The 21,264-nt window shown below is 65.4% G+C and carries 19 protein-coding genes and 1 tRNA gene; 8 read left to right on the forward strand and 12 right to left on the reverse strand.

What is annotated here, in order from left to right; all coding sequences use genetic code 11:
* Positions 1-19 precede the first annotated feature (19 nt).
* The 4 genes from ABE473_RS07895 to ABE473_RS07910 all read right to left on the reverse strand — a co-directional run bounded on the left by ABE473_RS07895 (position 20) and on the right by ABE473_RS07910 (position 4,273).
* The gene (locus ABE473_RS07895) at positions 20-1,546 is read right to left on the reverse strand and encodes a PH domain-containing protein (protein ID WP_346489081.1); all 1,527 of its coding nucleotides are present in this window, start codon (positions 1,544-1,546) and stop codon (positions 20-22) included.
* A complete protein-coding gene (locus ABE473_RS07900; RefSeq protein ID WP_241696396.1) occupies positions 1,543-2,043 on the reverse strand; it encodes a PH domain-containing protein in 501 nt (166 codons plus the stop codon). Before ABE473_RS07900 ends, ABE473_RS07895 begins: the two co-directional genes overlap by 4 nt.
* A 107-nt stretch (positions 2,044-2,150) precedes the next feature.
* Entirely contained in the window at positions 2,151-3,266 is a 1,116-nt protein-coding gene (ribA, locus tag ABE473_RS07905) for a GTP cyclohydrolase II RibA (protein WP_346489082.1), read from the reverse strand.
* An 89-nt stretch (positions 3,267-3,355) separates the two neighbouring features.
* Positions 3,356-4,273, reverse strand: coding sequence for a lauroyl acyltransferase (locus tag ABE473_RS07910; RefSeq protein ID WP_346489083.1), 918 nt, complete (start codon positions 4,271-4,273; stop codon positions 3,356-3,358).
* Between the two features lie 84 nt (positions 4,274-4,357).
* Here ABE473_RS07910 and dtd point away from each other — a divergent pair, with 84 nt between their 5' ends.
* The 6 genes from dtd to ABE473_RS07940 all read left to right on the forward strand — a co-directional run bounded on the left by dtd (position 4,358) and on the right by ABE473_RS07940 (position 10,714).
* Positions 4,358-4,798: a D-aminoacyl-tRNA deacylase gene (dtd, locus tag ABE473_RS07915; RefSeq protein WP_179459943.1), complete on the forward strand. Its 441-nt coding sequence runs from the start codon at positions 4,358-4,360 to the stop codon at positions 4,796-4,798.
* 90 nt (positions 4,799-4,888) lie between these two features.
* Positions 4,889-6,736, forward strand: coding sequence for an RNA polymerase sigma factor RpoD (rpoD, locus tag ABE473_RS07920; RefSeq protein WP_176988080.1), 1,848 nt, complete (start codon positions 4,889-4,891; stop codon positions 6,734-6,736).
* A gap of 152 nt (positions 6,737-6,888) precedes the next feature.
* Positions 6,889-7,563, forward strand: a complete 675-nt coding sequence (locus ABE473_RS07925; protein WP_346489084.1) for a hypothetical protein — start codon at positions 6,889-6,891, stop codon at positions 7,561-7,563.
* 168 nt (positions 7,564-7,731) lie between these two features.
* Positions 7,732-9,132, forward strand: coding sequence for a type II toxin-antitoxin system HipA family toxin YjjJ (gene yjjJ / locus ABE473_RS07930; RefSeq protein ID WP_346489085.1), 1,401 nt, complete (start codon positions 7,732-7,734; stop codon positions 9,130-9,132).
* A 56-nt stretch (positions 9,133-9,188) separates the two neighbouring features.
* Positions 9,189-9,264 (forward strand) — tRNA-Ile (locus tag ABE473_RS07935).
* 364 nt (positions 9,265-9,628) lie between these two features.
* The gene (locus tag ABE473_RS07940) at positions 9,629-10,714 is read left to right on the forward strand and encodes a hypothetical protein (RefSeq protein WP_346489086.1); all 1,086 of its coding nucleotides are present in this window, start codon (positions 9,629-9,631) and stop codon (positions 10,712-10,714) included.
* A gap of 14 nt (positions 10,715-10,728) precedes the next feature.
* Here the strand turns inward: ABE473_RS07940 and ABE473_RS07945 are convergent, their stop codons facing one another.
* A complete protein-coding gene (locus tag ABE473_RS07945; RefSeq protein WP_346489087.1) occupies positions 10,729-11,493 on the reverse strand; it encodes an integrase in 765 nt (254 codons plus the stop codon).
* A 329-nt stretch (positions 11,494-11,822) separates the two neighbouring features.
* Here ABE473_RS07945 and ABE473_RS07950 point away from each other — a divergent pair, with 329 nt between their 5' ends.
* Positions 11,823-12,206: a hypothetical protein gene (locus ABE473_RS07950; RefSeq protein WP_346489088.1), complete on the forward strand. Its 384-nt coding sequence runs from the start codon at positions 11,823-11,825 to the stop codon at positions 12,204-12,206.
* A 145-nt stretch (positions 12,207-12,351) separates the two neighbouring features.
* On the forward strand, positions 12,352-13,506 hold the full coding sequence (locus tag ABE473_RS07955; RefSeq protein WP_346489089.1) for a serine hydrolase domain-containing protein: 1,155 nt from the start codon (positions 12,352-12,354) through the stop codon (positions 13,504-13,506).
* Between the two features lie 39 nt (positions 13,507-13,545).
* On the opposite strand, the gene ABE473_RS07960 is transcribed toward ABE473_RS07955, so the two are convergent.
* The 7 genes from ABE473_RS07960 to ABE473_RS07990 all read right to left on the reverse strand — a co-directional run bounded on the left by ABE473_RS07960 (position 13,546) and on the right by ABE473_RS07990 (position 21,094).
* Positions 13,546-14,793, reverse strand: a complete 1,248-nt coding sequence (locus tag ABE473_RS07960) for an arsenic transporter (protein ID WP_346489090.1) — start codon at positions 14,791-14,793, stop codon at positions 13,546-13,548.
* 18 nt (positions 14,794-14,811) lie between these two features.
* The gene (locus ABE473_RS07965) at positions 14,812-16,026 is read right to left on the reverse strand and encodes an MFS transporter (protein ID WP_346489091.1); all 1,215 of its coding nucleotides are present in this window, start codon (positions 16,024-16,026) and stop codon (positions 14,812-14,814) included.
* Positions 16,027-16,225: 199 nt separating this feature from the next.
* On the reverse strand, positions 16,226-17,875 hold the full coding sequence (locus ABE473_RS07970) for a phosphoethanolamine--lipid A transferase (RefSeq protein WP_346489092.1): 1,650 nt from the start codon (positions 17,873-17,875) through the stop codon (positions 16,226-16,228).
* Positions 17,876-17,961: 86 nt separating this feature from the next.
* Positions 17,962-18,354, reverse strand: coding sequence for a diacylglycerol kinase (locus ABE473_RS07975; protein WP_176988476.1), 393 nt, complete (start codon positions 18,352-18,354; stop codon positions 17,962-17,964).
* Between the two features lie 106 nt (positions 18,355-18,460).
* Entirely contained in the window at positions 18,461-19,705 is a 1,245-nt protein-coding gene (locus tag ABE473_RS07980) for an ATP-binding protein (protein WP_346489093.1), read from the reverse strand.
* Positions 19,706-19,730: 25 nt separating this feature from the next.
* Complete coding sequence (locus tag ABE473_RS07985; protein ID WP_179460392.1) at positions 19,731-20,426, reverse strand: response regulator transcription factor; 696 nt, start codon at positions 20,424-20,426, stop codon at positions 19,731-19,733.
* Between the two features lie 104 nt (positions 20,427-20,530).
* Positions 20,531-21,094, reverse strand: a complete 564-nt coding sequence (locus tag ABE473_RS07990; RefSeq protein ID WP_346489094.1) for a hypothetical protein — start codon at positions 21,092-21,094, stop codon at positions 20,531-20,533.
* Positions 21,095-21,264 lie beyond the last annotated feature (170 nt).

Below are 21,264 nucleotides of genomic sequence, written 5' to 3' on the forward strand. Positions count from 1 at the left end.
GCCATGCGTGGATGCTCTGCTACCAGCGCAGGCGGCGCTTCGCCAACGCGCGACCCAACTGCTCGTACACCGCACGCGCCTCCGCTTCCGGCAGGTACTGCAGCACCAGCGGCGTGCCCAGCCCCGCGCCGGCGGTATCCAGCCACACGCTGGCGGTGCCCAGCCGGCGGTCCAGTGGCGAGCGGGTCAATCGCAGCGCCTGCAGCTTGTCCAGTTCGGCAAAACGCCACCAGCGCTGCCACCAGCCGCCGCGGATGGCCACATAGCGCTCATCCAGGTAATAGCCGATACGCGCCATCTGCCGGTGCGCGCGGAACGCCGACCACGGCAGCCACGCGAGCACTACAGCGCCCCACGGGCCGAGTTCCCATACCGCAGCGGCGGCCAGCAGCGGCACGATCAACAGCGCCGGCAGGCACAGCCGCCACCACTGGCGCTGCTGCACCGGCTGCCACTGTGTGGGTGGCCAGGCCACGGCGGGCAGCAGGTGCTGGATCAGCGCGTCGCAGGCGGGCACGGTGGCCAGCGGCGCCAGTTCGCGCAGGTCGCGGCGTTCGTTCTCGCCCGGGTTGCCGGCGGCGATGTCGATGCGCAGGTGGCGGCGGCCGACCCAGCGCTGCAATGTGCTTTCGCGCAGGGTCCAGGCCTGGATGCGACGCCGTGCCACGCTGGTACGCATGCGCGTGAGCAGGCCGGTGGCCACGGTCAGCCGGCGCTCGCGCTCGCTCAGGGTAAAGCCGTGGTAGCGCAGCAGCGCCAGCACCACCGACAACACCCGCAGCAGCAGCCAGAACACCACCACCATCAGCAGCGCGGCCAGCGCCCAGCCCAGCGTGCTCACATGCAGGTCGCTGGCGTAGCCGAACAGCTGGCGGCCACCGGCTTCGATCGCGTCGGACATGCGTGCGCGCGGAAAGATCTGCAGCACCGCGCCGAGCGCGGCCAGCACCACCACCCAGCCGCGGTTGGAGAGCAGGCCGATGCGCACTACGTCGCCGGTACCCAGCGCCAGCAGCACGTCCTCGGCCGGTTCGGCCGGGGCGACGGTGTCCGCGCTGCCAGCGGTGTCGGCGGCCTGCACGGTACCGCGCTGGCGCACCAGCTGTTCCAATGCCAGGGCCTGCTCCAGCTTGAGCACGCGCATTTCGGCCTCGGGGCGGTGGCCGCCGGCCGATTCGAGCTTGAGCTCGGCCACGCCGAACAAACGGTGCAGCGGGTTCTGGTGGACCACCACGTTGTGGATGCGCGCGAACGGAATCTCGCGCCGGTTGCGCGAGAGCACGCCACTGCGCACGGTGATCGCGGTCGTGCCGATCTGGTAGTGGTAGGTGAGGTACTGCAGGATCGACACCGCCACCAGCACCGCGATCACGATCACCGCGCCGACGTAGGACCACATCTCATCGCGTTCACCGCGCTGTCCGAACACCACCAGCGCGATCAGCGGCACCAGGAACTGGCGCAGCTGCATCAGCAGCACGAACAGCCATGACCAGGCATGCAGCCGCTGTTGCGGGGCGTCGTCGGCCGGCGCCACGGTACTCACAGCGCGTCGTCGTCCTGGTCCAGCTGGTAGGCCAGGGTGTCGCGCAGGCGCTCGGCGTCGTCGCTGTCCAGGCCGCCGATGGTCACCGCACTGAAGCGGCTGCCGGCGGTATGCACCACCAGCGTGCTGAGCCGCGCGTTGCGCTCGATCGGGCCGCGACGCAGGTCCAGGTGCTGCACGCGCGAGAGCGGCACGCGGGTTTCCTGCTGCCACAGCAGGTCACGACGCAGGCCCAGGCCGTGAGCGTCCAGCCGCCAGCGGGTGCGGCGCTGGCGGCGGAAGCCGATCATCCCGCCGGCCAGCGTGCCCACCACCACCAGCGCAGCCACGCTCCACCAGCGCGCCGGCAGCTCGAACAGCACCCACAGCGCGCCAGGCACGATGCCGAACAGCAGCGCACCGCTGATCGCGCCGCTGACCGCAGCCAGCCAGGCCGAGCGCAGTGGCAACGGCTGCCAGTCCGGCGCCGCGGGAGCAGCGGGCAGGGGCGGCGGCACGGGAGTGTCGAGGAGATCGGACAAGGCAGGCGCTCGGCAGGGAAACATGCGGGGCGCGTTCCACAGTGGACCCGCCCGTGGCGCAGACGGTAGCAGGTTGCCGTGGGCTATTGCGCGGCCTGGATCAGCGCGTCGACATCGAGCAGATGGCCGGCGCGTTCGGCCTTGGTGCGCAGGTACTGCTCGTTCTCGGCGGTGATGTCGCCGGTGACCGGTACGCAGTCCACCACGTCGATACCGGCATTGCGCAGGCGCTGGGCCTTGGTCGGATTGTTGCTGAGCAGCTGCACGCGGGTCACGCCCAGGCCCTGCAGCATCGCCACGGCGCTGCCGTAGCGGCGCTCATCCGCGCCGAAGCCGAGCTGGGCATCGGCATCGATCGTGTCCAGGCCATCATGCTGATACCCGTAGGCGCGCATCTTCGCAGCGATGCCGGTGCCGCGTCCTTCCTGGTCCAGATACAGCAGCACGCCGCCACCGAGCTCCTTGAGCTTGCGCAGGCCACGCCGCAGCTGGTCGCCGCAGTCGCACTTGAGCGAACCGAACAGGTCGCCGGTGAGGCAGGAGGAATGCACGCGTACCGGCACCACCGCGGACAGGTCCGGGTTGCCGACAATGATCGCGACCTGGTCGCGCTGGGCCACGCCGCCGCGGAACACCGCGAATTCGGTCATGCCGACCTCGCGCAGCGGCACCGGCGAGCGGGCCACCAGCTCATAGGCGTGCGCGGCCTGTTCGGCACCCTGGCTCAGGTCGCACAGCGAGACCTGCGCGCAGGCGTCGAAGCGGCGGTCATCGGAGTTCAACAGCACGCCGACCATCGCCGGCAGCAGCAGGCCGAGGCGGGCGATCTCCACCGCGCCATCGTCCAGCGCTTCACCGCCCGTCCAGCCCGGCGGCATCGCACCGGGATCGCGCAGGTAGCTGAGCGAGGGCAGGGCATCGAAGTCGATCCCGGCCAGCGGCACGCGGGCGCCACGGTCGGCGCTGACCCCGAGCACGCGGGCACGGGTCGCGGTGAGGAACAGGTAATGGCGGTCTTCCGCGGCCGTGGCGAAGGCGGCGAAGCTGGTGCGGGTGCTGCTGTCCAGCGCGATGAAGGCCAGGCGCTGGCCGTGGCCATCGTCGATCACCACCGGGCGACCGGCACGCAGCTCGGCCACCGCGCGCTCGCAGCGGATCGCGGCCGGATCGCCGAACGGGGAAGAAACAGCAGAGGACATGGCAGGGGCCGTGGGGGACATCGTGGGTTCCACAGTGGGGACGGATCGCGCCGATTCAATCGCGGCAGGGGCGCGACGCTGCGTCGCAGTCAGTGCGGATGGTCCTCGGTGGCATAGGGATCGTCCTCGCCGCTCTCCGGTGGGCGCAGCGTATAGCGCTTGTAGGTCCACTGATACTGCGCCGGATCGCGCCGGGCGATGCGCTCGATCCCCGCATTGAGGGCGCTGGCGGCGGTGCGCGGGTCCGGATCGGCCACGGCAGGCAGGGTGGGCTCGATGTGCAGGGCGAACTCCATGCCCGGCCCGACCCGCTCGCACCAGCCGTACAGCACGGTCGCGCCGGTGCGCTCGGCCAGCCGGTTGACCAGGGTCATGGTCAGCGCCTCCACGCCGAAGAACGGCGCGAATACCCCGTCGCCGGCCTTGGGCTGCTGGTCGGGGAGAATGCCGGTGGCACCGCCGTCCTTGAGCACCTTGAACAACTGGCGCACCGCCGGGCCCTCGGCGCGCACCTGCTGCACGTTGTCGCCGCCGCGGACCAGCTGCAGGAAGGCATCGCCCACGGCCTCATCCGGGGCCTTGTAGACGATCGCGATCGGCCCGCGCGAGGCCAGCCACTGGTTGAGCAGCTCCCAGTTGCCGTAATGCGGGGCGGCCACGATCACGCCCTTGCCGGCGGCCAGGGCCGCGTCGTACAGCGCCTCGCCGTGGCGCTCGGTCAGCCGGGCGAGGTTGCGGTCGCGGGGCTGGGTCCACAGGCGCAGGGTCTCGATCGCCTGCAGCGCGGTCGAGCGCAGCACGTCGCGGTGCAGGACCGCGCGCTCGGCCTCGCCCATCCCGGGGTAGGCCAGCTCCAGGTTGCGGCGGGTGACGCGGCTCTCGCGGGCATTGAGACGGATCCACAGCCAGGCCAGCAGGGAGGCGAAGGCACGCAGCCAGGACCAGGGCAGGCGGGTGAACAGGGCAGCGGCGCGGTAGGCCAGGCGGGCAGTGGTGTGCGGTTTCATCACCGCAAAGTCTAGCCGCTGGCGGCCAGCCTGTCGGCGCGCAGGGGCGTTAAGGTAGTCCGCCTTCAGTTGCGGAGCCCCGTCATGCTTGTCCTGATCCAGCGCGTGAACGAAGCCAGTGTCCGTGTCGAGGGGGCCGTCATCGGCCAGATCGGGCCCGGCCTGCTGGCCCTGGTCGGCATGGAGCCGGGCGATACCGAGGCCCAGATCGCCCGGATGGCCGATCGGCTGCTTGGTTATCGTGTCTTCGGCGATGAGACCGGAAAAATGAACCGGTCCCTGCGCGATACCGGCGGCGGACTGCTGCTGGTCAGCCAATTCACCCTGGCGGCCGATACATCCAGCGGGATGCGGCCGGGCTTCAGTACCGCCGCGCCGCCGGCGGAGGCTGAACGCGGATTCAACCGGCTGGTCGACATCTGCAGACAAAAACATGCCCCGGGGGTGGAAACCGGCCAGTTTGGTGCCCATATGGTTGTCAGCCTGGTCAACGATGGTCCCGTGACCTTCCTGCTCAGACCCTAGCCCCCGGGACCACCGCCCGGGAACGCGGGGCGCCGGGCTGGTATAATGCTAGGTTCTATTCCCTCTCCCAGCCGGTGGCGCGAGCACTACATGGCCAACGAACGTCCTGCCCAGCAAAACGACATCAAGCTTCTGATCAGCAAGGGCCTGGAACAGGGCTACCTGACCTACGCCGAAGTCAATGACCATCTGCCCGACGACATCGTCGACCCGGAGCAGATCGAAGATATCATCGGCATGATCAACGGCATGGGCATTGATGTCCATGAAGTTGCGCCCGATGCAGAAACCCTGTTGCTCAACGATGGCAACACCGGCAACCGCGAAGTCGATGACACCGCGGCCGAAGAAGCCGCCGCCGCGCTGAGCGCGCTCGACACCGAAGGTGGCCGCACCACCGACCCGGTGCGCATGTACATGCGCGAAATGGGTACGGTCGAACTGCTGACCCGCGAAGGCGAAATCGCCATCGCCAAGCGCATCGAAGAAGGTCTGGGCCAGGTCCAGGCCGCACTCGGTACCTTCCCGGTATCGGTGGAATCGCTGCTGGCCGACTACGACGCGCACAAGGAAGGCAAGAAGCGCCTGGCCGAAGTGATCGTCGGCTTCAACGACCTGGTCGAAGAAGTGCCGGCCCCGGTCGTGGCTGAAGACACCAGCGACGATGCCGAGGACGACGCCGACGAGGAAGAAGACGGCGACGACGTCGAGGAAGAAGCCGGCCCGACCGGTCCGGATCCGGAAGAAGTCGCACGCCGCATGCAGGCCCTGAGCGACGCGTACACCGCGTTCAAGAAGGCCGCTGCCAAGGGCGACCGCAAGCCGCTGGCCAAGCTGCGCGACGACATGGCCGCCGTGTTCGTGACCCTGAAGCTGCCGTTGCCGCTGACCGATGTGCTGGTCAAGCAGCTGCGCGACGTCATGGCCTCGATCAAGTCCCACGAACGCCGCGTGCTGAACCTGGCGACCGTGACCGCGCGCATGCCGCGCAAGGACTTCATCCGCTCGTGGGAAGGCAACCAGACCAACCTGGAGTGGGTGGAAGACGCACTGAAGCGCAAGCAGAAGTGGTCCTCGGCCCTGCGTGACGTGAAGGATCAGATCATCTCCGAACAGCAGGCGACGATCGACATCGAGAAGACCACCTGGCTGGAACTGGACGAGCTGAAGGAAATCAGCCGCGCCATGGCCTACGGTGAAGCGCGTGCGCGCAAGGCCAAGAAGGAAATGGTCGAAGCCAACCTGCGCCTGGTCATCTCGATCGCCAAGAAGTACACCAACCGCGGCCTGCAGTTCCTCGATCTGATCCAGGAAGGCAACATCGGCCTGATGAAGGCCGTGGACAAGTTCGAATACCGCCGTGGTTACAAGTTCTCCACGTATGCGACCTGGTGGATCCGCCAGGCCATCACCCGTTCGATCGCCGATCAGGCGCGCACCATCCGTATCCCGGTGCACATGATCGAAACGATCAACAAGTTGAACCGCATTTCCCGCCAGATGCTCCAGCAGTACGGCCGCGAGGCTACGCCGGAGGAGCTGGCCAAGGAAATGGACATGCCGGAAGACAAGATCCGCAAGGTGATGAAGATCGCCAAGGAGCCGATCTCGATGGAAACCCCGATCGGCGACGACGAGGATTCCCATCTGGGCGACTTCATCGAGGACACCAACGTGGAGTCCCCGATCGAGAACACCACCAACATCAACTTGTCTGAAACCGTGCGTGACGTGCTGGCCGGCCTCACCCCGAGGGAAGCCAAGGTGCTGCGCATGCGCTTCGGCATCGACATGAACACCGACCACACCCTCGAGGAAGTCGGCAAGCAGTTCGATGTCACCCGTGAGCGCATCCGCCAGATCGAAGCGAAGGCGCTGCGCAAGCTGCGTCATCCGAGCCGGTCCGAGCAGCTGCGCAGCTTCCTGGATATCGATTGATCGATACCGGCGCATCGCATTGAAACCCGACAGACCCCGCGCAAGCGGGGTTTGTTTTTTGGGGCGGCAGATGCCGCCGCGTGTGCAGCGGGCAGCAATGCGGATGCGGTAGGATGCGCGTCGCTTTGTACCTGTGGATCGATGGAATGACGATGAAAAAAGGCTTGCTTGTCCTTGCCCTGTGCCCCTTCGCCGCGCTGGCCGATGAGCCTCAGCAGCCTGCCTGCAACGCAGCTGATTTCTTCCAGACCCAACCCGACCTCGCAATCGGCCGGGTCGTGGATGCCGGCAATGTGGCCCTGGTGGGTGAGCGGCCCGGCTGCCTGGACAATCCGCAGGACAGCTGCCACAGCGGCGATGAGGTCGAACCGGGCAGCAACCTGGTAATCGGCAGCCGCTGGAACGACTACTACTGCGTGCAGGTCCTGCCACCCGGCAAGGAGGTGGTGGGCTGGGCGCCGGAACAGCGTGTCATGAAGACCGGCCACATGGGCGACACCGACTTCAGCAGCTGGCTGGGGCAGTGGGACGGCAGCGCCGGGCGCGTGCTGGAGATCCAGGCCGAGGGCGACACGCTGCATCTGCGCATGTTGCCATCGGGTGGGAAAGGCGAGGGCACGCTGATCGGCAGCGCCGAGCCGGTGGGCGATGAGCTGTTCCTGGGCGAGGAGCCGTGCTCAGTGCGGGCCTCGCTGCAGGGGGCGAGGCTGGTGCTCACCGACAACGGGCAGTGCGCGATCGGCGGCGCCAGCCCGGGTGGTGTGTACTCGAGCCGGGCGGCGGCGCAGCGGATGGAGCGGTTGTTCGAGGGGGCAGCGGATCGATAGGTTGATTGGGTGATTTCGTTGCTTGTTTCGTAACGTAATTGCGTATCTGTTTTGGGTGCTATCCGGAGTGATGTTATTTCAATCAATGGCTTATAGGCGGAATGAGGTTGCGGGTCGCCGAAAATGGGCGTATAGATTCGTAACATAATTCGTCTCGACATCCAGATCATGGCCCGTCCCCGCACCGTGCAGCTCCAGACGCTATTCGACAGCCTGCCGGCTGGCGAGGTGGTATCGGCGGCCGATCTCATCGATCGCCTGGGCGTCACCCGGGCAACCCTGAGCCGTCTGGTCGCCGAGGCCGGGGACCGCGTGGTGCGACTTGGCCGCACCCGCGCCACCGCCTATGCCGTCCGCCAGCAGACCGTCGCGGGCAGCGAGTGGCCGCTGTTCCGTTTGCGCCCGGACGCCACCCTTGAAGAACTGGGTACGGTCGTGGCACTCACGGGCGAGACCTTCCACGTCTCGACCACCGCCGCACGCCCCAATCTGACCCGTTCGCCAGACGAGACCGTCGACGGCCACTTCCCGGGGCTGCCGTGGTATCTGGACGACCTGCGGCCCCAGGGCTTCCTCGGGCGTACGTTCGCGCATCGTCGCGGGCGTGACCTGGGCGTCCCCGACGACCTCAATCGATGGCAGTTGGGTGACACCCTGCAGGCGCTGGTGCGTGCAGGCGGCACCGAGATCGGTGATCTCCTGCTTGGCGGCGATGCCGTGCAGATGGCGTTGCGCGCGCTCGATGCGCCCGGCGATCACGTCCTGGCCGGGCAGCGCGCACGTCGTTATCCCGAGCGCGCCGCAGCGGCACTGGAAGGCGAAGACGTCGGATCCTCGCCCGGTGGCGAGCAACCGAAGTTCACTGCCACGGTGGAGCATGAGGGAGGGCGCTATGCGGCGTTGGTGAAGTTCGCGCAGCCCACCGCAGGCGAGGCCGCCGAACGCTGGGCGGACCTGCTGGTATGCGAGCACCTCGCCCTGCAGTGCCTGCGCGACGCGGGCGTGCCGGCAGCGGCGTCCGAGATCCTCCAGACCGACACGCATACGTTCCTGGAAGTACAGCGCTTCGACCGCACCGTCGACGTGCTCGGCCGGCGTGGCTTCGTCTCGCTGCTGGCGCTCTCCTCGGCCTTCGTCGGTGACGTGACCCTGGACTGGGGAACGGCGGCCGACGCGCTGCTGACGCAGGGCTGGGTCGATCGCGACGCGCAGGCCGCCATGGGCAGGCTGCACGCGTTCGGCCGGCTGATCGGCAACAGCGACATGCATCAGGGCAATCTGGGTTTCCACCTGGTCGATCGCGGCCCGCTGCCGTTGGCGCCCGCGTATGACATGTTGCCGATGTCACTGGCACCCTCGCGTACAGGGGTGCTGCGTGTGGCTACGCCGCTCGCCCCCATCGCGCCGGAGCGCAGCGGCCAGCTCGCGCACCTGCACTGGGCAGCGCCGCTGGCGGTGGACTACTGGCAGCGTGTGGCCAGTTCGGCGCTGCTGCGCTCGGGCGTGCTGCGTGAGCTGGCTGCGGAGAATGCGCGCCGGGTGCAGGAGATGGGGCGGCGGTTCGGCTGATGTGAGGGTTGCAGTGGAAAGCGCCTGCGGGCGTCCACTACACTGTGCGGCCGCAAGGGCCTATAGCTCAACGGTTAGAGCAGAGGACTCATAATCCTTTGGTTCCAGGTTCGAATCCTGGTGGGCCCACCATAAAAAACAGGCACTTAGGCGTCGGCCCAAGTGCCTTTTTTGTGCCGGCGAAAAAATTGCCGGAAAAATTCGCAGAGATCGCAAGGTTCCACGGAATTTGCTGCTCGTGGATATGCAGTGGACACTTGCGGCCAGAGATCAGGAAGGGAGCGGAAAAGGAATGAGCAGCCCTCGCCGGCAGGCGCGTGGAGAGTACGCGGAGGCCGCCAAGCTTCTGTGGTCGATCAAGGAAGATGAAGACCGTTTGGACTTGGTGCTTGGCCTACAGCGGTATCTAATCCGGAGTATTTCCCAATGTGAAAAGCGTGTTCCACGTTTGCGGGAAGCGCGAGCGCGCTGCAAAAGATATCTCGCGCGTAACCGGGTGAACAAGGATCGGGCTAGGGGCGTCAAGGAGCTCATCACCGGGTTGGACGAGAGAATAAAGTCTCTACATCACGCAATATTCCTATGGCGCTGTTTCGGCGATGGAATTGCCTTCATCTATCAATCGAAGTACGCGCTCAAGCATCTGTTCTACGACGGCGAGTACATGCCCAAGCAAGGACCTGGGTTCATTTCAGGCAAAAGCGGCTTCCGCAAAGAGTACAAGCTTCTAAGGAAGGGGATTGAGATGAATGTGCCTGTCGTTCTGTCCGATATAACGAACGTCATAAGGCATGGTGATCTGTGTGCGCTAGCGGGTCCTGACCCCCTAATCATCGAGATGAAGTCCTCAGGAAACACGAACGCTCGAACGGAACGACAAGTCTCTGGAATGCAGGAAATTGACCAATTCTTCCGCGATGACTATGCGGAGTCCTTTCGCGGCTTGCGTAACGTCCATCGAGTGGAGGTCTCACCTGGGGAAGTTGAGCACTCTTCCTCTATGAATGAGTGTATGCGTGATGCTCTAGCCGGGGGCTGCGCAGTTCGGCACCCAGAGCCGGGGCTTACCTATTTGGCGTTCAACTCTGAATTCGTGAAAGAGTTCTCAAGAGTCGATCGGATCCTCGGAAGAGAGGCTGGCCCTGGCTCTGTTCTATTTACGCTGACTCCGGATGAAACATGGTTGCCCACTTACCCCTTCACTCTCTCCTTTGAACCGTCCAACCTAGTTCCATTCATTCATCGGTCAATACATGTCGTTGTCATCATTGACGCATTGGCAGTCAAGCGTTCGCTGGCAGAGCGCGGTATGACGAGCTGGGGAGTGATGGATGGTAGCTGGGCCTTCCAAATAGCTATGAATAAGGGAGGGCCCGACCAATGTATGTTCCGCGTGAGTGAGAGGAACTTCGGAAGAGTTGCTTGTGAATTTCAGTCACTGGCATGGTGGATAAGTGCGCAAGTGGCGATTTGGAACGAGAGTGCACCCATTGCGGCCACTCTTGATAACGTCCCGTACCAAGAGGTCCCGAAGGATTGGCTTGAAATAGAGTGTTGCTTTGCGTCCAACCATAGCAGTTGAAGTTCGAACTTTGCCTAGCGCTTTCGCGGTGGTTTGACTATTGGGATGTCATGGTCATATCTGCCTGTGGTTGCCGGGGACTTGTGCCCCGCCGCGTCCTGCTTGTCGCCCCGGTTGCCGGCAGTGTCGGTGACGCCCCGGTGCTTGAGGCCATGCATGGAGAAGCGCTCGCTTTCCTCGATCACACCTTCGCGCATCGCCATGTGGATGAAGCGCTGCCACGCGCTGGACACGGAGGATCGGGCAATCGGGTTGCCGGTCTGCTCGACCAGCAGAAAGCGCTGTTCCGGGCGCATCGGTATGGCGAAGTTGCGGCCGTCGCGGCTCCAGATGGCATTGCGCCGGGCCACCAGCGCCTCCCACGCTTCGGTCATTTCGTCGTTCCATTCGGTGATCGAGGCGCGCGAGCCTTTCCGCCGGTCGCCATGCACGCCCTGGTCAAGCCGGTGGGCGTCGGTTAGCGTGCATACCTCGATCCCGCGCAGGCGTGCGCTGAAAGCCAGCACTATGGCCGGTGCAAGGTATCCGGGGCAGCTGCCCTTAGTGTGTGGCGCCCTGGCACCTCGCTCGCGTGCGAAGGCCAACACCTTGGCGAACGCGTCGGGCGTGGGCATCTTGTGTTCGCTCGCTTCTTTAGCTTGGCGCACGCCGGTTGCAGGGTTGTGCTTGCAGTAGCCGTGGCGCACGCCCCACGCGAGCGTGCGGCGCAGGTAGCGAAACTGATGATTGGCTTTGCTCGGAAACGGTGGCAGCGCGGGTTGGTTCCGCGGCGTGACCATGCACTGGCGAACAGTCGTCCTCTCCATCCTTTGCCCTTTACTCTCGGCCTGTGTGCTGGAGCCTCGGAGCGTACCCCCGCAGGTTTCTTCGGCAGGCTACACATCCCTCGATACGAGGAAGGTGGGGGGATGGATTTACCTGATCAATGACACGTATGTGCCCGGCGCGACAGTCGTAACGGGTCGCCCGACGACCATGAAGTGCGAGTTAGTGGATCACGAGATCGAGGTGGAGTACTACAGTGGTTCCCAGGTCGATCTTGAGGACACTTGTCGGACCATCAGCGCTGCCGCCAGCGAGGCAGAGCGTCGGATTCCGCTCGTTCCACATGACGCTGGCAATGGCCCAATTTAGAAACCGGGAGAAGTACGTCGGAAATCAGGTAAGTCTGGTCGCGCATGAGTCATTTCATGCATTGAGTCGGCTTCAGAATGATCGGCGAGGCCAGGATGAACACATCGCCTACTATGCCGGGCTATGCGCGCAGCTGAAGGTTCTCGGTTCAAGTCCTGAATCTGCTTTACCGGGTTCACCACTGACGGATGGGGTGAACAACCCCACCAAGGTTTCTTCGGCAGCGGCCTATGACGTAAGGCGCGAGGTCTATCCTCTGTTGCGCGATGGTTTCATCACTGCAAATAGTGATGGGGGACGCGAGCTGGCTCAACGTTGCGAAGCACGGCGCCATCGGCTGCACAACTCCCGCGAGTAGCCCCGGCGTTTACCGGGATGTGCAGGTAGCCCCCATCCCATGACTTCTGCCACTCCAGCCTGACTACAGCTGTAGTTACGCTGTCTCCGTTTCCGGAGGAATGCGCATGCGCTTGAAATCGTGGTGGATGGCACTGAGCTGCCTGGTGTGCTGCAACGCGTTCGCTGCCAGCGGTGGGCTGGAGCACGCTCTGGCCAATCTGAAGGCCAACGCGGAGATGTCACGCTCCGACGCGATGCTGATCCAGCGCGATGGAAAGACGCTGCTCGAGACCCGGAGCACGGCTGCAGCGCAGCCGATCGAACTGATGTCGGCGACCAAGTCGGTGGTGGCACTGTCGATCGGGTTGTTGCTGCACAGTGGCGCGCTGGAATCGCTGGATCAACCGGTGAGCGCGATCTATCCAGAGTGGGCACAGGGGCGCAAGCGCGACATCACGGTGCGGATGCTGCTCAACCACACCTCCGGCCTGCAGAATGTTCCCAACGCAGGCATCGAACTGGAAGGTGCGCCGGATCTGGTCAAGCTGGCATTGGCGGCGGAACTCTCAACGGATCCCGGGTCGACGTTCTCCTACAACAACAAGGCGACCAACCTCCTCGCCGGCATCGTCGAGCGCGTCTCGGGAAAGACGATGGATCACGTCGTCGAGAGTGGCCTGTTCCAGCCACTGGGCATTACGGACTACACGTGGCGCAAGGATGATGCAGGCACGCCGATCGGCATGGCCGGCCTGGCATTGTCCGCTGCCGACCTGGCCAAGCTGGGCCGGTTGATCCTGGACAAGGGTGTCGCGCCGGACGGGCGTCGGCTGCTGGGAGAAGCGTTCGTCGCTGAACTCGTCGCCGAAAGCGCCCGCTCGAAGGAGGTGGGGCTGCTGTGGTGGAGAATTCCTGCCTGGGAGCGGTTTACGCTGAAGCCGGACGCGGCATCGGTTCTGTCGCGCAACGGCGTCGATGCGGGCGTGGCGGCCGGGCTGTTGAAGGCGGGCAGTCGCGGGTTTGCCGGCAAGGGCGAGCTGTTCGCGTTTTTCGGGGAAAGCCTCGGGCCCAGGTGGGCTGACGCGTACGGCCGCGAGATCACCAGCCGGGGCATCAAGCTCACGGACCTGTTCGATCAGGTGCGCGGACCGGTCGCCGCTTACGCTGCGATGGGTTACATGGGCCAGTACCTGGTCGTGGTGCCAGAGACTTCCCTGGTCGGCGTCCGCCAGATCGCGCGAAAGGAGGGCCACGATTTCGCCGTGGATGACTACGCAACGTTTGCCGCTGACCTGCTGGCCTTGTCCAAGGCCCTGTAAAACGTTCTAACGCTTCTCCCCTGCAGGCGCGGCGCCCGCTTACAGCAACAGCAGCGCAGCGATCAGGGCGGGTGGCATCACCAGGATGCCGAGGCGCAGGAAGCTCAGCGGGCTGACGTGCTCGCCTTCGCGCCGAAGGGCGACCAGCCAGAGCATGGTGGCGAGCGACCCGGTCACCGACAGGTTCGGACCCAGGTCGACACCAATCAACAGCGCGGCTCTGACCTGCGCCGGCACGTCCGCCATCTGGCCCACCGAGCCGGCCACCAGGCCGATCGGCAGGTTGTTGGCCAGGTTGCTCAGCACGGCCGCGGCGACACCCGCCGCCCAGCCCGCCTCGGTGGGCGATCTCCGCGCCAGATCTTCGAGTGCCTGGGCCGCCATCTGGATCACGCCCGTCTGTGCCACGGCTTCCACCAGGACGAACAGCCCGGCGACCAGTGGCAGCACACCCCAGGACACGTGCCGCAGCATCGGCAGCGGGCTGCGGCGCTGACGCAGGCAGATCAGGGCCAGCGTGGCCGCGCCGGCGCAGAACGTGGTGAGCCCAAGCGGTCCCTTCATCGCCGAGGTGACCAGCAGGACGCTGCCGGTAACGCCGACCCCGATCGCGCACAGGCGTCCCCCCTCGGACAAGACCGGCTGCTGCGCCAGTGCGGCCAGCGGGCGGGCGATCTGGCGCCGATGGGCCAGACGCAGTACCAGGTACGTCATGCCGATCGCGGCCAGCGAGGGCAGCGTGAACTGCCGCAGCCATTCCGGCAGGGAGGGCATGTGACTGCCGAAGACGACCAGGTTGGCGGGATTGGAAATGGGCAGCACGAAGCTGGCGGCATTGGCGACGAACGCACAGACGAACAGGTACGGCAGCGGATCGGCGCGGGCCGCCTTGCAGGCGGCATACACCGCCGGCGTCAGCACGACCGCGGTGGCGTCATTGGAGAGGAAGATCGTCACCACCGTGCCGACCAGGAACACCAGGTCGAACAGCCGGCGCCCCGAGCCCTTGGCGTGTCCTACCGCGTACGCGGCCAGCCAGTCGAACAGACCCTCCTGCCGTGCTAGTTCGGCCAGGACCATCATGCCGATCAGGAACAGGTAGACATCGGTTCCCTCCGCCACCGCGGCGATGGCGGTGCCGAACGGCACCAGGCCGGCGATCGTCAGCAGCACGGCCGTGCCCAGTGCCCACGCATACTCCGGCACCCGCCAGGGGCGAAACAGGATGCCGCAGGTGGCAACGGCGGTTGCCATCCAGATGATCATGGACGTGGTGGAAATCTGCATCGATTGCTCAGCGGGTGCTCAGGGGCCGGCGTCGGAGGGCATTGTCGTTGAACGAGTGGCCACGGCGCGAGGCGAAGGGGGATGGTGGGTCTCCGGCACGGCCATCACCACCAGGAAAGCGATGGCTGCTATGCCTGCCAGGGTCAGGAACGCCGCATCATAACCAGCGAACTGGACGATCACCCCGGCCAGTCCCGGGCTGAACGCAGCGCCCAGCCCGAACACCGCGGACACCGCACCCAGCGTCACATTGAAGCGGCCGGTTCCCTGGGTCAGGTCGCTGATGATGACGGGAAGCAGCGCACCGAAGATTCCCGCGCCGACGCCATCCAGCAGCTGCACGCCGAGCAGCCACGCGGGCGCATCGGACAGCGGGTAGAGCACGCCCCGGATCGGCAGGATGAGGAAGGCCGCCAGCAGCAGTGGCTTTCGCCCCCAGGCGTCGGCGCGGGCACCGACCAGCATGGCGGCCGGCACCATGACCAGCTGGGCCGCGACAATGCAGGCCGCGGTCAGGGTCGTCGCCAGTGCAGGACTGGTCTGGGAGAGCTTCTGCCCGACCAGGGGAAGCATGGCCGCATTGGCCAGGTGGAACAGCGCACAGCACGCCGCCAGCATCATCAGCGTCCGGTTGTGCAGCAACAGGCGGGCCGAGGCCGGGGCGTGGGCCTCCTGGTCGTCGGAGCGCAATCCGCGCGCCTGCGCGTGGTCGATCGCACCGGCGGGAATCATCAGGACTGCCCCGATGCTGGCCAGGGTCATCGCCGCCATCAGGTAGAACACCACCACCGGCCCGCCCAGATAGGCCAACCCGCCCGCCAGCAATGCCGCCACGGCGTTGCCTGCGTGATTGAACGTTTCGTTGCGGCCCATGCGCCGTGCGAACGCCCGTGGGCCACAGATCCCCAGCGATATCGCCGCGATGGCGGGCGCGAAAACGGTCCCTGCCACCGCGCCGATCGCCTGGGTCACTGCAACGACGGTGAAGGAGGTGATCCAGGGCAGCGCCAGGCAGCTGGCCGTGACCAGGACCGCGGCCGCGACGACCACTGCCCGCTTGGCGGTGATCCTGTCCATCAGCGCCCCGGCCGGGGTCTGGGCGAGCAGGGCGGCGAGCCCTGCAATGGTCATGACCAGTCCGATGCTGGCCGGCTCCCAGTGATGCACGGCCAGCAGGTAGATCGCCAGGTAAGGCCCCAGTCCATCCCGGACATCGGCCAGGAAGAAGTTCACCCCATCCAGCGCACGGTCAGGCGACTGCGATGACGGCGGCAAAGGAGGCGAAGGAGTCACTGGCGCTGGCTCGAGGGGCGGGATGATCCGCCCCGGTGCGTGGCGTTGGCACGTTATGCGCGTGCGCCCGTGACGGCCGTGTTGCGTCCCCGACCCAACCGCGGCCGCGAGCCGTCACTGAGGGCGCGCGCTGGTGCACTCAGGCGCGGCACGCGGCAAACAGGTCCAGCTCACGCTGGTAGACCTGGCTGCGGATATCGAACAGCCCCAGCAGGGAGTGGTAAACGTTGTCGTGACTGTACGCCGTGCCCTCGGCACGGTTCCGCAGGCAGGCCAGGTTGAGGTTTGCATGGTGCGCGAACGCGGGCGAGAACCACATCACCATCGGGACGCGGGTCTGCTCCTGAGGCGCAATGAGGTACGGCGTGCCGTGCAGGTACATGCCGCGCTCGCCGAGCGACTCGCCATGATCGGAGACGTAGATCATGGCCACGTCCCGCTGGTCCGAATAGCCCTGCAGCAGGTCAATGGTCCTGCCCAGCATGCGGTCGGTGTAGACCAGCGTGTTGTCGTACGTATTGGTCAGCGCCGCGTTGGTGCACTTCTGGATCTGGTTGCTGTCGCAGGTTGGCGTGAAGACGTTGCCGTCGGCAGGGTAACGCTCGAAGTAGGTTGGGCCGTGGCTGCCCAGCTGGTGGAGCACGATCAGCCCGTCCCCCTGCATGGCGTCGATGCGCGCGTCCAGCTGATGCAGCAGCACTTCGTCGTAGCAGGTGCCGTCCTTGTTGACACACTGCCCGGCCACCTTGAAGGCCGGCATGTCATCGGTGGGCACGCGCGCGCACACGCCTTTGCAGCCGCCATTGTTGTTGTTGCGCCAGAGGATGTTCACACCGGTGCGCTTCAGGATATCCAGGAGATTTTCTTCCGTCGCCGCGCGTACGTCATCGTACTGGGTGCGTGTCATTCTGGAGAACATGCAGGGCAGGGAGATGGCCGTGGCCGTGCCGCAGGACGAGACGTTCCTGAAGGCGATAATGTCGCTTCGCTGCGACAGCACGGGATTGGTGGCGCGCGGGTAGCCGTTGAGCTGGAAGTTCTGCGCCCGCGCGGTTTCGCCCACCACGGCAATCACCAGCCTGGGACGCCTGCCCTGGATCGACGGCGGGCGGGTGGCATCCTCGGCGACTGGCTGCAGCGGTCGTGATACTGCGATGTACTTCCGCTTGAGATAGCCGTTGGCATGGCGCACGAAGTTGACCGGCAGAACCTGGTCCCTGAGCTCGCGGTTGTTGCGCAGCAGGGAGGCATAGTCCTTGTAGAACACCATGGAGATCACGGCCAGGATCGCCAGGGTCGCGAGCAGGTTGATCAGCATCCAGGAGGCGGTCTGCAGCACGCACCCGCTGCGGATGCGCAGCGACATCATCGCGGTGGCTGGGAGCACGCCCAGAAGCACGATGGTGAGCAGCAGGGGAACGGAGAAATAAGACCCGAGCTCGGCCTGGTTGGTCTCGAACACGTTCTGCACCATGCTGCGGTCGATCAGGACGTTGTAGTGCAGCATGAAGTAGGTGCTGGCGGCGCTGATGATCACCAGCAGCGCCAGCAATGGCTTGCGCAGGTAGGGCAGCGCAAGCACCGGCATGAGCAGCAGGTTGAACAGGCAGAAGAAGAAGACCGGCAGGCTCAGGAAGAACAGCGCGCCGCGCACGCTGTCGAACTCGGTATGCCTCCATAGCGCTTGCCACAGTGCAACGTTGCCGAGGGTGGTGAAGAACAGTGCGACTATCCATGTCAGCTGCACCGGGTTGAGTCGCACGAACATAAGACGCTGAAACACGCGCATTCTTCCAATGAATGAAAAGTGCGCGCAGTATCAGAATGCGTGTATCAGGAAGTTGTCAGGTGCACTGCCCGGTGCTTTTCCGTGCTCTATCCGAGCAGGATCACCGCCCATACGGCGCCCACCATCAACAGCGCCGTGGCTTGAGCGGTGCTGCCCATGTCCTTCGCATTCTTCGACAGCGGGTGAAGGTCGAGCGAGATGCGATCAACAACGGCTTCGATGGCGGAGTTGAGCAGTTCCACGATCAGGCTGATGAAGCTGACGGCCAGCATCAACGCCCGTTCCACCGGGCTGACGTCGAGGACAAACGTGCCTCCCATCAGAACGCCATGCAGAACCAGCAGCTGTCGAAAAGCGGCTTCGCCTCGCACGGTCGCGAGGAACCCGTCCCGCGAGTGGATCACCGTGTGGACAATCCGGTTGAATCCGGTCCTGCCGTGGCGATATTTGCCGGCTCCCTCCGGGTCTGACCAGTGCATCTGCATCTCCTGCGTGGATTGATGGGTGCACAGGATGGGAGGGGCGGCGTCAGGAAGCTGTCAGGAGCGGGCGCGAAGGCGCCTGGTTGCCGAAGCCGGGGCGCGCCTAGGGTTGCTGGTCATGCGTGCCGGACATGTCCAGCGTAAAGCGGCAACCGTTCTCCGAACTCTCCACGGCCATGCGCCAGCCCAGGTGGTCCACGATCCGTTGCACGATCGACAGGCCAAGCCCTTCCCCGCTCTGGCGCAGGCTGGGCGTGAAGCGCTGGAACTGCTGGGGATCCATGCTGGGTGGCAGGCCTGGACCGGTGTCGACGATGGACAGCGTGGCGTCCCGCACGGCGATGCGGATTTCGCCCTTGTCGGTGTATTGGCAGGCGTTGCGCAGCAGGTTCCAGAGCACGCTGCGCGCCAGCTCGGCGTTGGTGTGGATGCAGGGGTCCTGCGCTGCATCCAGCAGCAGGACGACCGGCTTGCCCGCCAGCCAGGGCTGGCAGCGCGACATGCATTCCTCGATCAACGGGCGCAGCGGGACGTCTTCCTTGGCAAGGCGCTGTGGGTCACGCGAGAGCAGTAACAGGCAGGACAGCTGGCGCTGCATTTCCTGCGCGGTGCGGACGATCCGTTCGCCGCTCGCTCGCAGGTGGCTGTCCTCGGGCAGCTGGTGAACGATGGTCTCGGCCGCGCCGGAAATGATGGCCAGGGGCGTGCGCAGTTCATGACTCGCATCCCCCACGAAGCATCGTTCACGCTGCAGGAACTGCTCCGCCTCGTCGCTGTGCTGTGCGAAGGCGCGTGCCAGGACCCCGATCTCGTCGCGCGCGTCCTGGAAGGGAAACGGTGTCTGCCCGCGCTGCACCGCATCGGCCAGCCGGGTGATGGGGGCGATGACGCGCGCTGCCGTCAGCCGCCCGATCCAGAACGCGCAGAGGATGCACAACAGCATGACCACGAGCGCATAGCCATCGATCACGTGCTCCAGATACTGGTACCGCTCGGCATCCTGGCGGAGGTAATAGCGCTGGCCGCCGAGGTCGAACACCAGCAGATGCCAGACGTCGGGCGGGTCGGCGCTGTAATAGCCCGGTGTATACGGGCGCAGGGCATCGGGCACGTTTCGCGCATCAAAGAGCTCGCTGCCCGGAGATAGCGCCGGCGGCGTGCCATCGGCAAGGTCGGCCTGCAGGCGATCCATCTCGTCGTGCAGGCTTCTCGAAATGACGTAGGCCCGGAGCTCGTCATAATCCAACTGCTCGGCGGCGACCACGAAGCCCATGACGGCCACCATCAGCAGCACGAACGACACGGTGATACGCGTTCTGAGCGTCATCTGGCGGTAGATCGCGTTCATGACGGCAACTGCCCTCCTCGGGTCGTCATTCCGGGACAGACGTCGTTGGCGCACTCAGGCGCCATCCGATGCCGTGCACCGTCTCGATGAGCGGATACGTGAAGCTCTTGTCCGCATGCTGCCGAAGCTCGTGGATATGCGTCCGCAACGCACCGCTTTCCGGCGGATGGTCGCCCCACAGCAGGTATTCCATTTCCTGCTTCCTGACCACGCCGGGCGCGGCGCGCATCAGGCACAGCAACAGCTTGTGGGTGCTGGGGGTCAGCGTAATGGTCTGGCCCTGCCGCCACGCCTGCGGTGCACGGGTGTCCACCCGCAGGTCCTGCCAGGTCAGCGTGCCTTGGACGCTGCGGCCCTGGGCACGGCGCACCAGCGCCTGGATGCGTGCATCGAGTTCCACCAATGAGAAGGGTTTGACCAGGTAATCGTCCGCGCCCAGTGCAAAGCCCTGCACGCGGTCATCCACCGGATCGCGCGCGGTCAGCATGATCACCGGTACGGGATTCTGGAATTCCTGACGAAGTTTGTGGCAGAGCGTCATGCCGTCCAGCCGCGGCAGCATCAGATCCAGCAGGATCGCGTCGTAGTCATTCCCGGTCGCCAGGCGCAGGCCCGCAGCGCCATCGCGTGCATCGTCGAGCACATAGCCCAGCGGCTCCAGGAATGCGTACAGGTTGGCCACCAACTCGGGGTTGTCCTCGATGATGAGCAGGCGTGTCATGGTGCAGTCGGATCTGGGGGCATGGGGGAACTGTGCGGGATCGCCGTAGTGTTGCCAAGCACCCCGGTCAGGCAGGGGCGCCCGGACTACAACGGGCGCATGGCTTACCTCAGCAGTGACGGCGCCTGGTCGATCCGCCACGCGCCATTCAATGCCAGCACCACCGCGAACTTCCCGCACAGCAGTACTTCGGCTTCATTGGTGTCGCGTATATGGCGGTCAGCGCCCGGCAGCATCAGCACCTCCACCTCGCCGATGAAGTCGTGCCGCTCGTGATGCCGGGCGCGCACCATCACGCGATACGGTCCACGCACCGTGCGCACTACCGGGCGGGTGCCTGCGGCCTGTGCCGCCTTGACCAGATCGATCACGTTCCCGCGTGGCATGCGCCAGCTGATCCGCTCGGGTTGGCCGAACCACACCAGCGCGTTCACCTCGCGGGTGTGCAGGGCGCGCGTGGGTGGCGTGCGGCGCAATGCCCCCGCCGCCCTTTCGCTGCGCAGGGCGATCCACACCATGTTGCCCACCACGAACAGCAGGCCGGCCAGCAAGTACACGAACACCAGCCCGAACCACGGTGAGTTGTGGGGGATGCCAAACAGCATGGCCAGGAAGACGAGCAGCATCACCCACCTGATCCACTCGCCTTTGCTGTTTTCGTCCGACATGCCTGGCTTCCTTGAGGTATCCCCGCCGCACACACCGGGCGCGCAATTCTGCCACCGTCTGGACAGCATCGTGTGTCGCGATCAGTCCGATCGGCCCCCTGCCATCCGGCACGCGGCCGCTGATCCGCTGGCTGATAGAAAGGCGCCAACGGAATTCACAGGTGGTGATG

Source organism: Stenotrophomonas sp. TWI700, assembly GCF_039673645.1.
Lineage (GTDB): Bacteria > Pseudomonadota > Gammaproteobacteria > Xanthomonadales > Xanthomonadaceae > Stenotrophomonas > Stenotrophomonas maltophilia_AA.

Excerpts from the sequence above, each read along its gene's own strand:
- dtd (WP_179459943.1), top strand. The coding sequence starts at position 4,358 with ATGCTTGTCCTGATCCAGCGCGTGAACGAAGCCAGTGTCCGTGTCGAG.
- yjjJ (WP_346489085.1), top strand. The coding sequence starts at position 7,732 with ATGGCCCGTCCCCGCACCGTGCAGCTCCAGACGCTATTCGACAGCCTG.
- ABE473_RS07910 (WP_346489083.1), bottom strand. The coding sequence starts at position 4,273 with ATGAAACCGCACACCACTGCCCGCCTGGCCTACCGCGCCGCTGCCCTG.
- ABE473_RS07970 (WP_346489092.1), bottom strand. The coding sequence starts at position 17,875 with ATGCGCGTGTTTCAGCGTCTTATGTTCGTGCGACTCAACCCGGTGCAG.
- ABE473_RS07925 (WP_346489084.1), top strand. The coding sequence starts at position 6,889 with ATGAAAAAAGGCTTGCTTGTCCTTGCCCTGTGCCCCTTCGCCGCGCTG.
- ABE473_RS07960 (WP_346489090.1), bottom strand. The coding sequence starts at position 14,793 with ATGCAGATTTCCACCACGTCCATGATCATCTGGATGGCAACCGCCGTT.
- ABE473_RS07980 (WP_346489093.1), bottom strand. The coding sequence starts at position 19,705 with ATGAACGCGATCTACCGCCAGATGACGCTCAGAACGCGTATCACCGTG.
- ABE473_RS07945 (WP_346489087.1), bottom strand. The coding sequence starts at position 11,493 with ATGGTCACGCCGCGGAACCAACCCGCGCTGCCACCGTTTCCGAGCAAA.
- ABE473_RS07985 (WP_179460392.1), bottom strand. The coding sequence starts at position 20,426 with ATGACACGCCTGCTCATCATCGAGGACAACCCCGAGTTGGTGGCCAAC.
- ribA (WP_346489082.1), bottom strand. The coding sequence starts at position 3,266 with ATGTCCTCTGCTGTTTCTTCCCCGTTCGGCGATCCGGCCGCGATCCGC.
- ABE473_RS07950 (WP_346489088.1), top strand. The coding sequence starts at position 11,823 with ATGACGCTGGCAATGGCCCAATTTAGAAACCGGGAGAAGTACGTCGGA.
- ABE473_RS07975 (WP_176988476.1), bottom strand. The coding sequence starts at position 18,354 with ATGCACTGGTCAGACCCGGAGGGAGCCGGCAAATATCGCCACGGCAGG.
- ABE473_RS07990 (WP_346489094.1), bottom strand. The coding sequence starts at position 21,094 with ATGTCGGACGAAAACAGCAAAGGCGAGTGGATCAGGTGGGTGATGCTG.
- rpoD (WP_176988080.1), top strand. The coding sequence starts at position 4,889 with ATGGCCAACGAACGTCCTGCCCAGCAAAACGACATCAAGCTTCTGATC.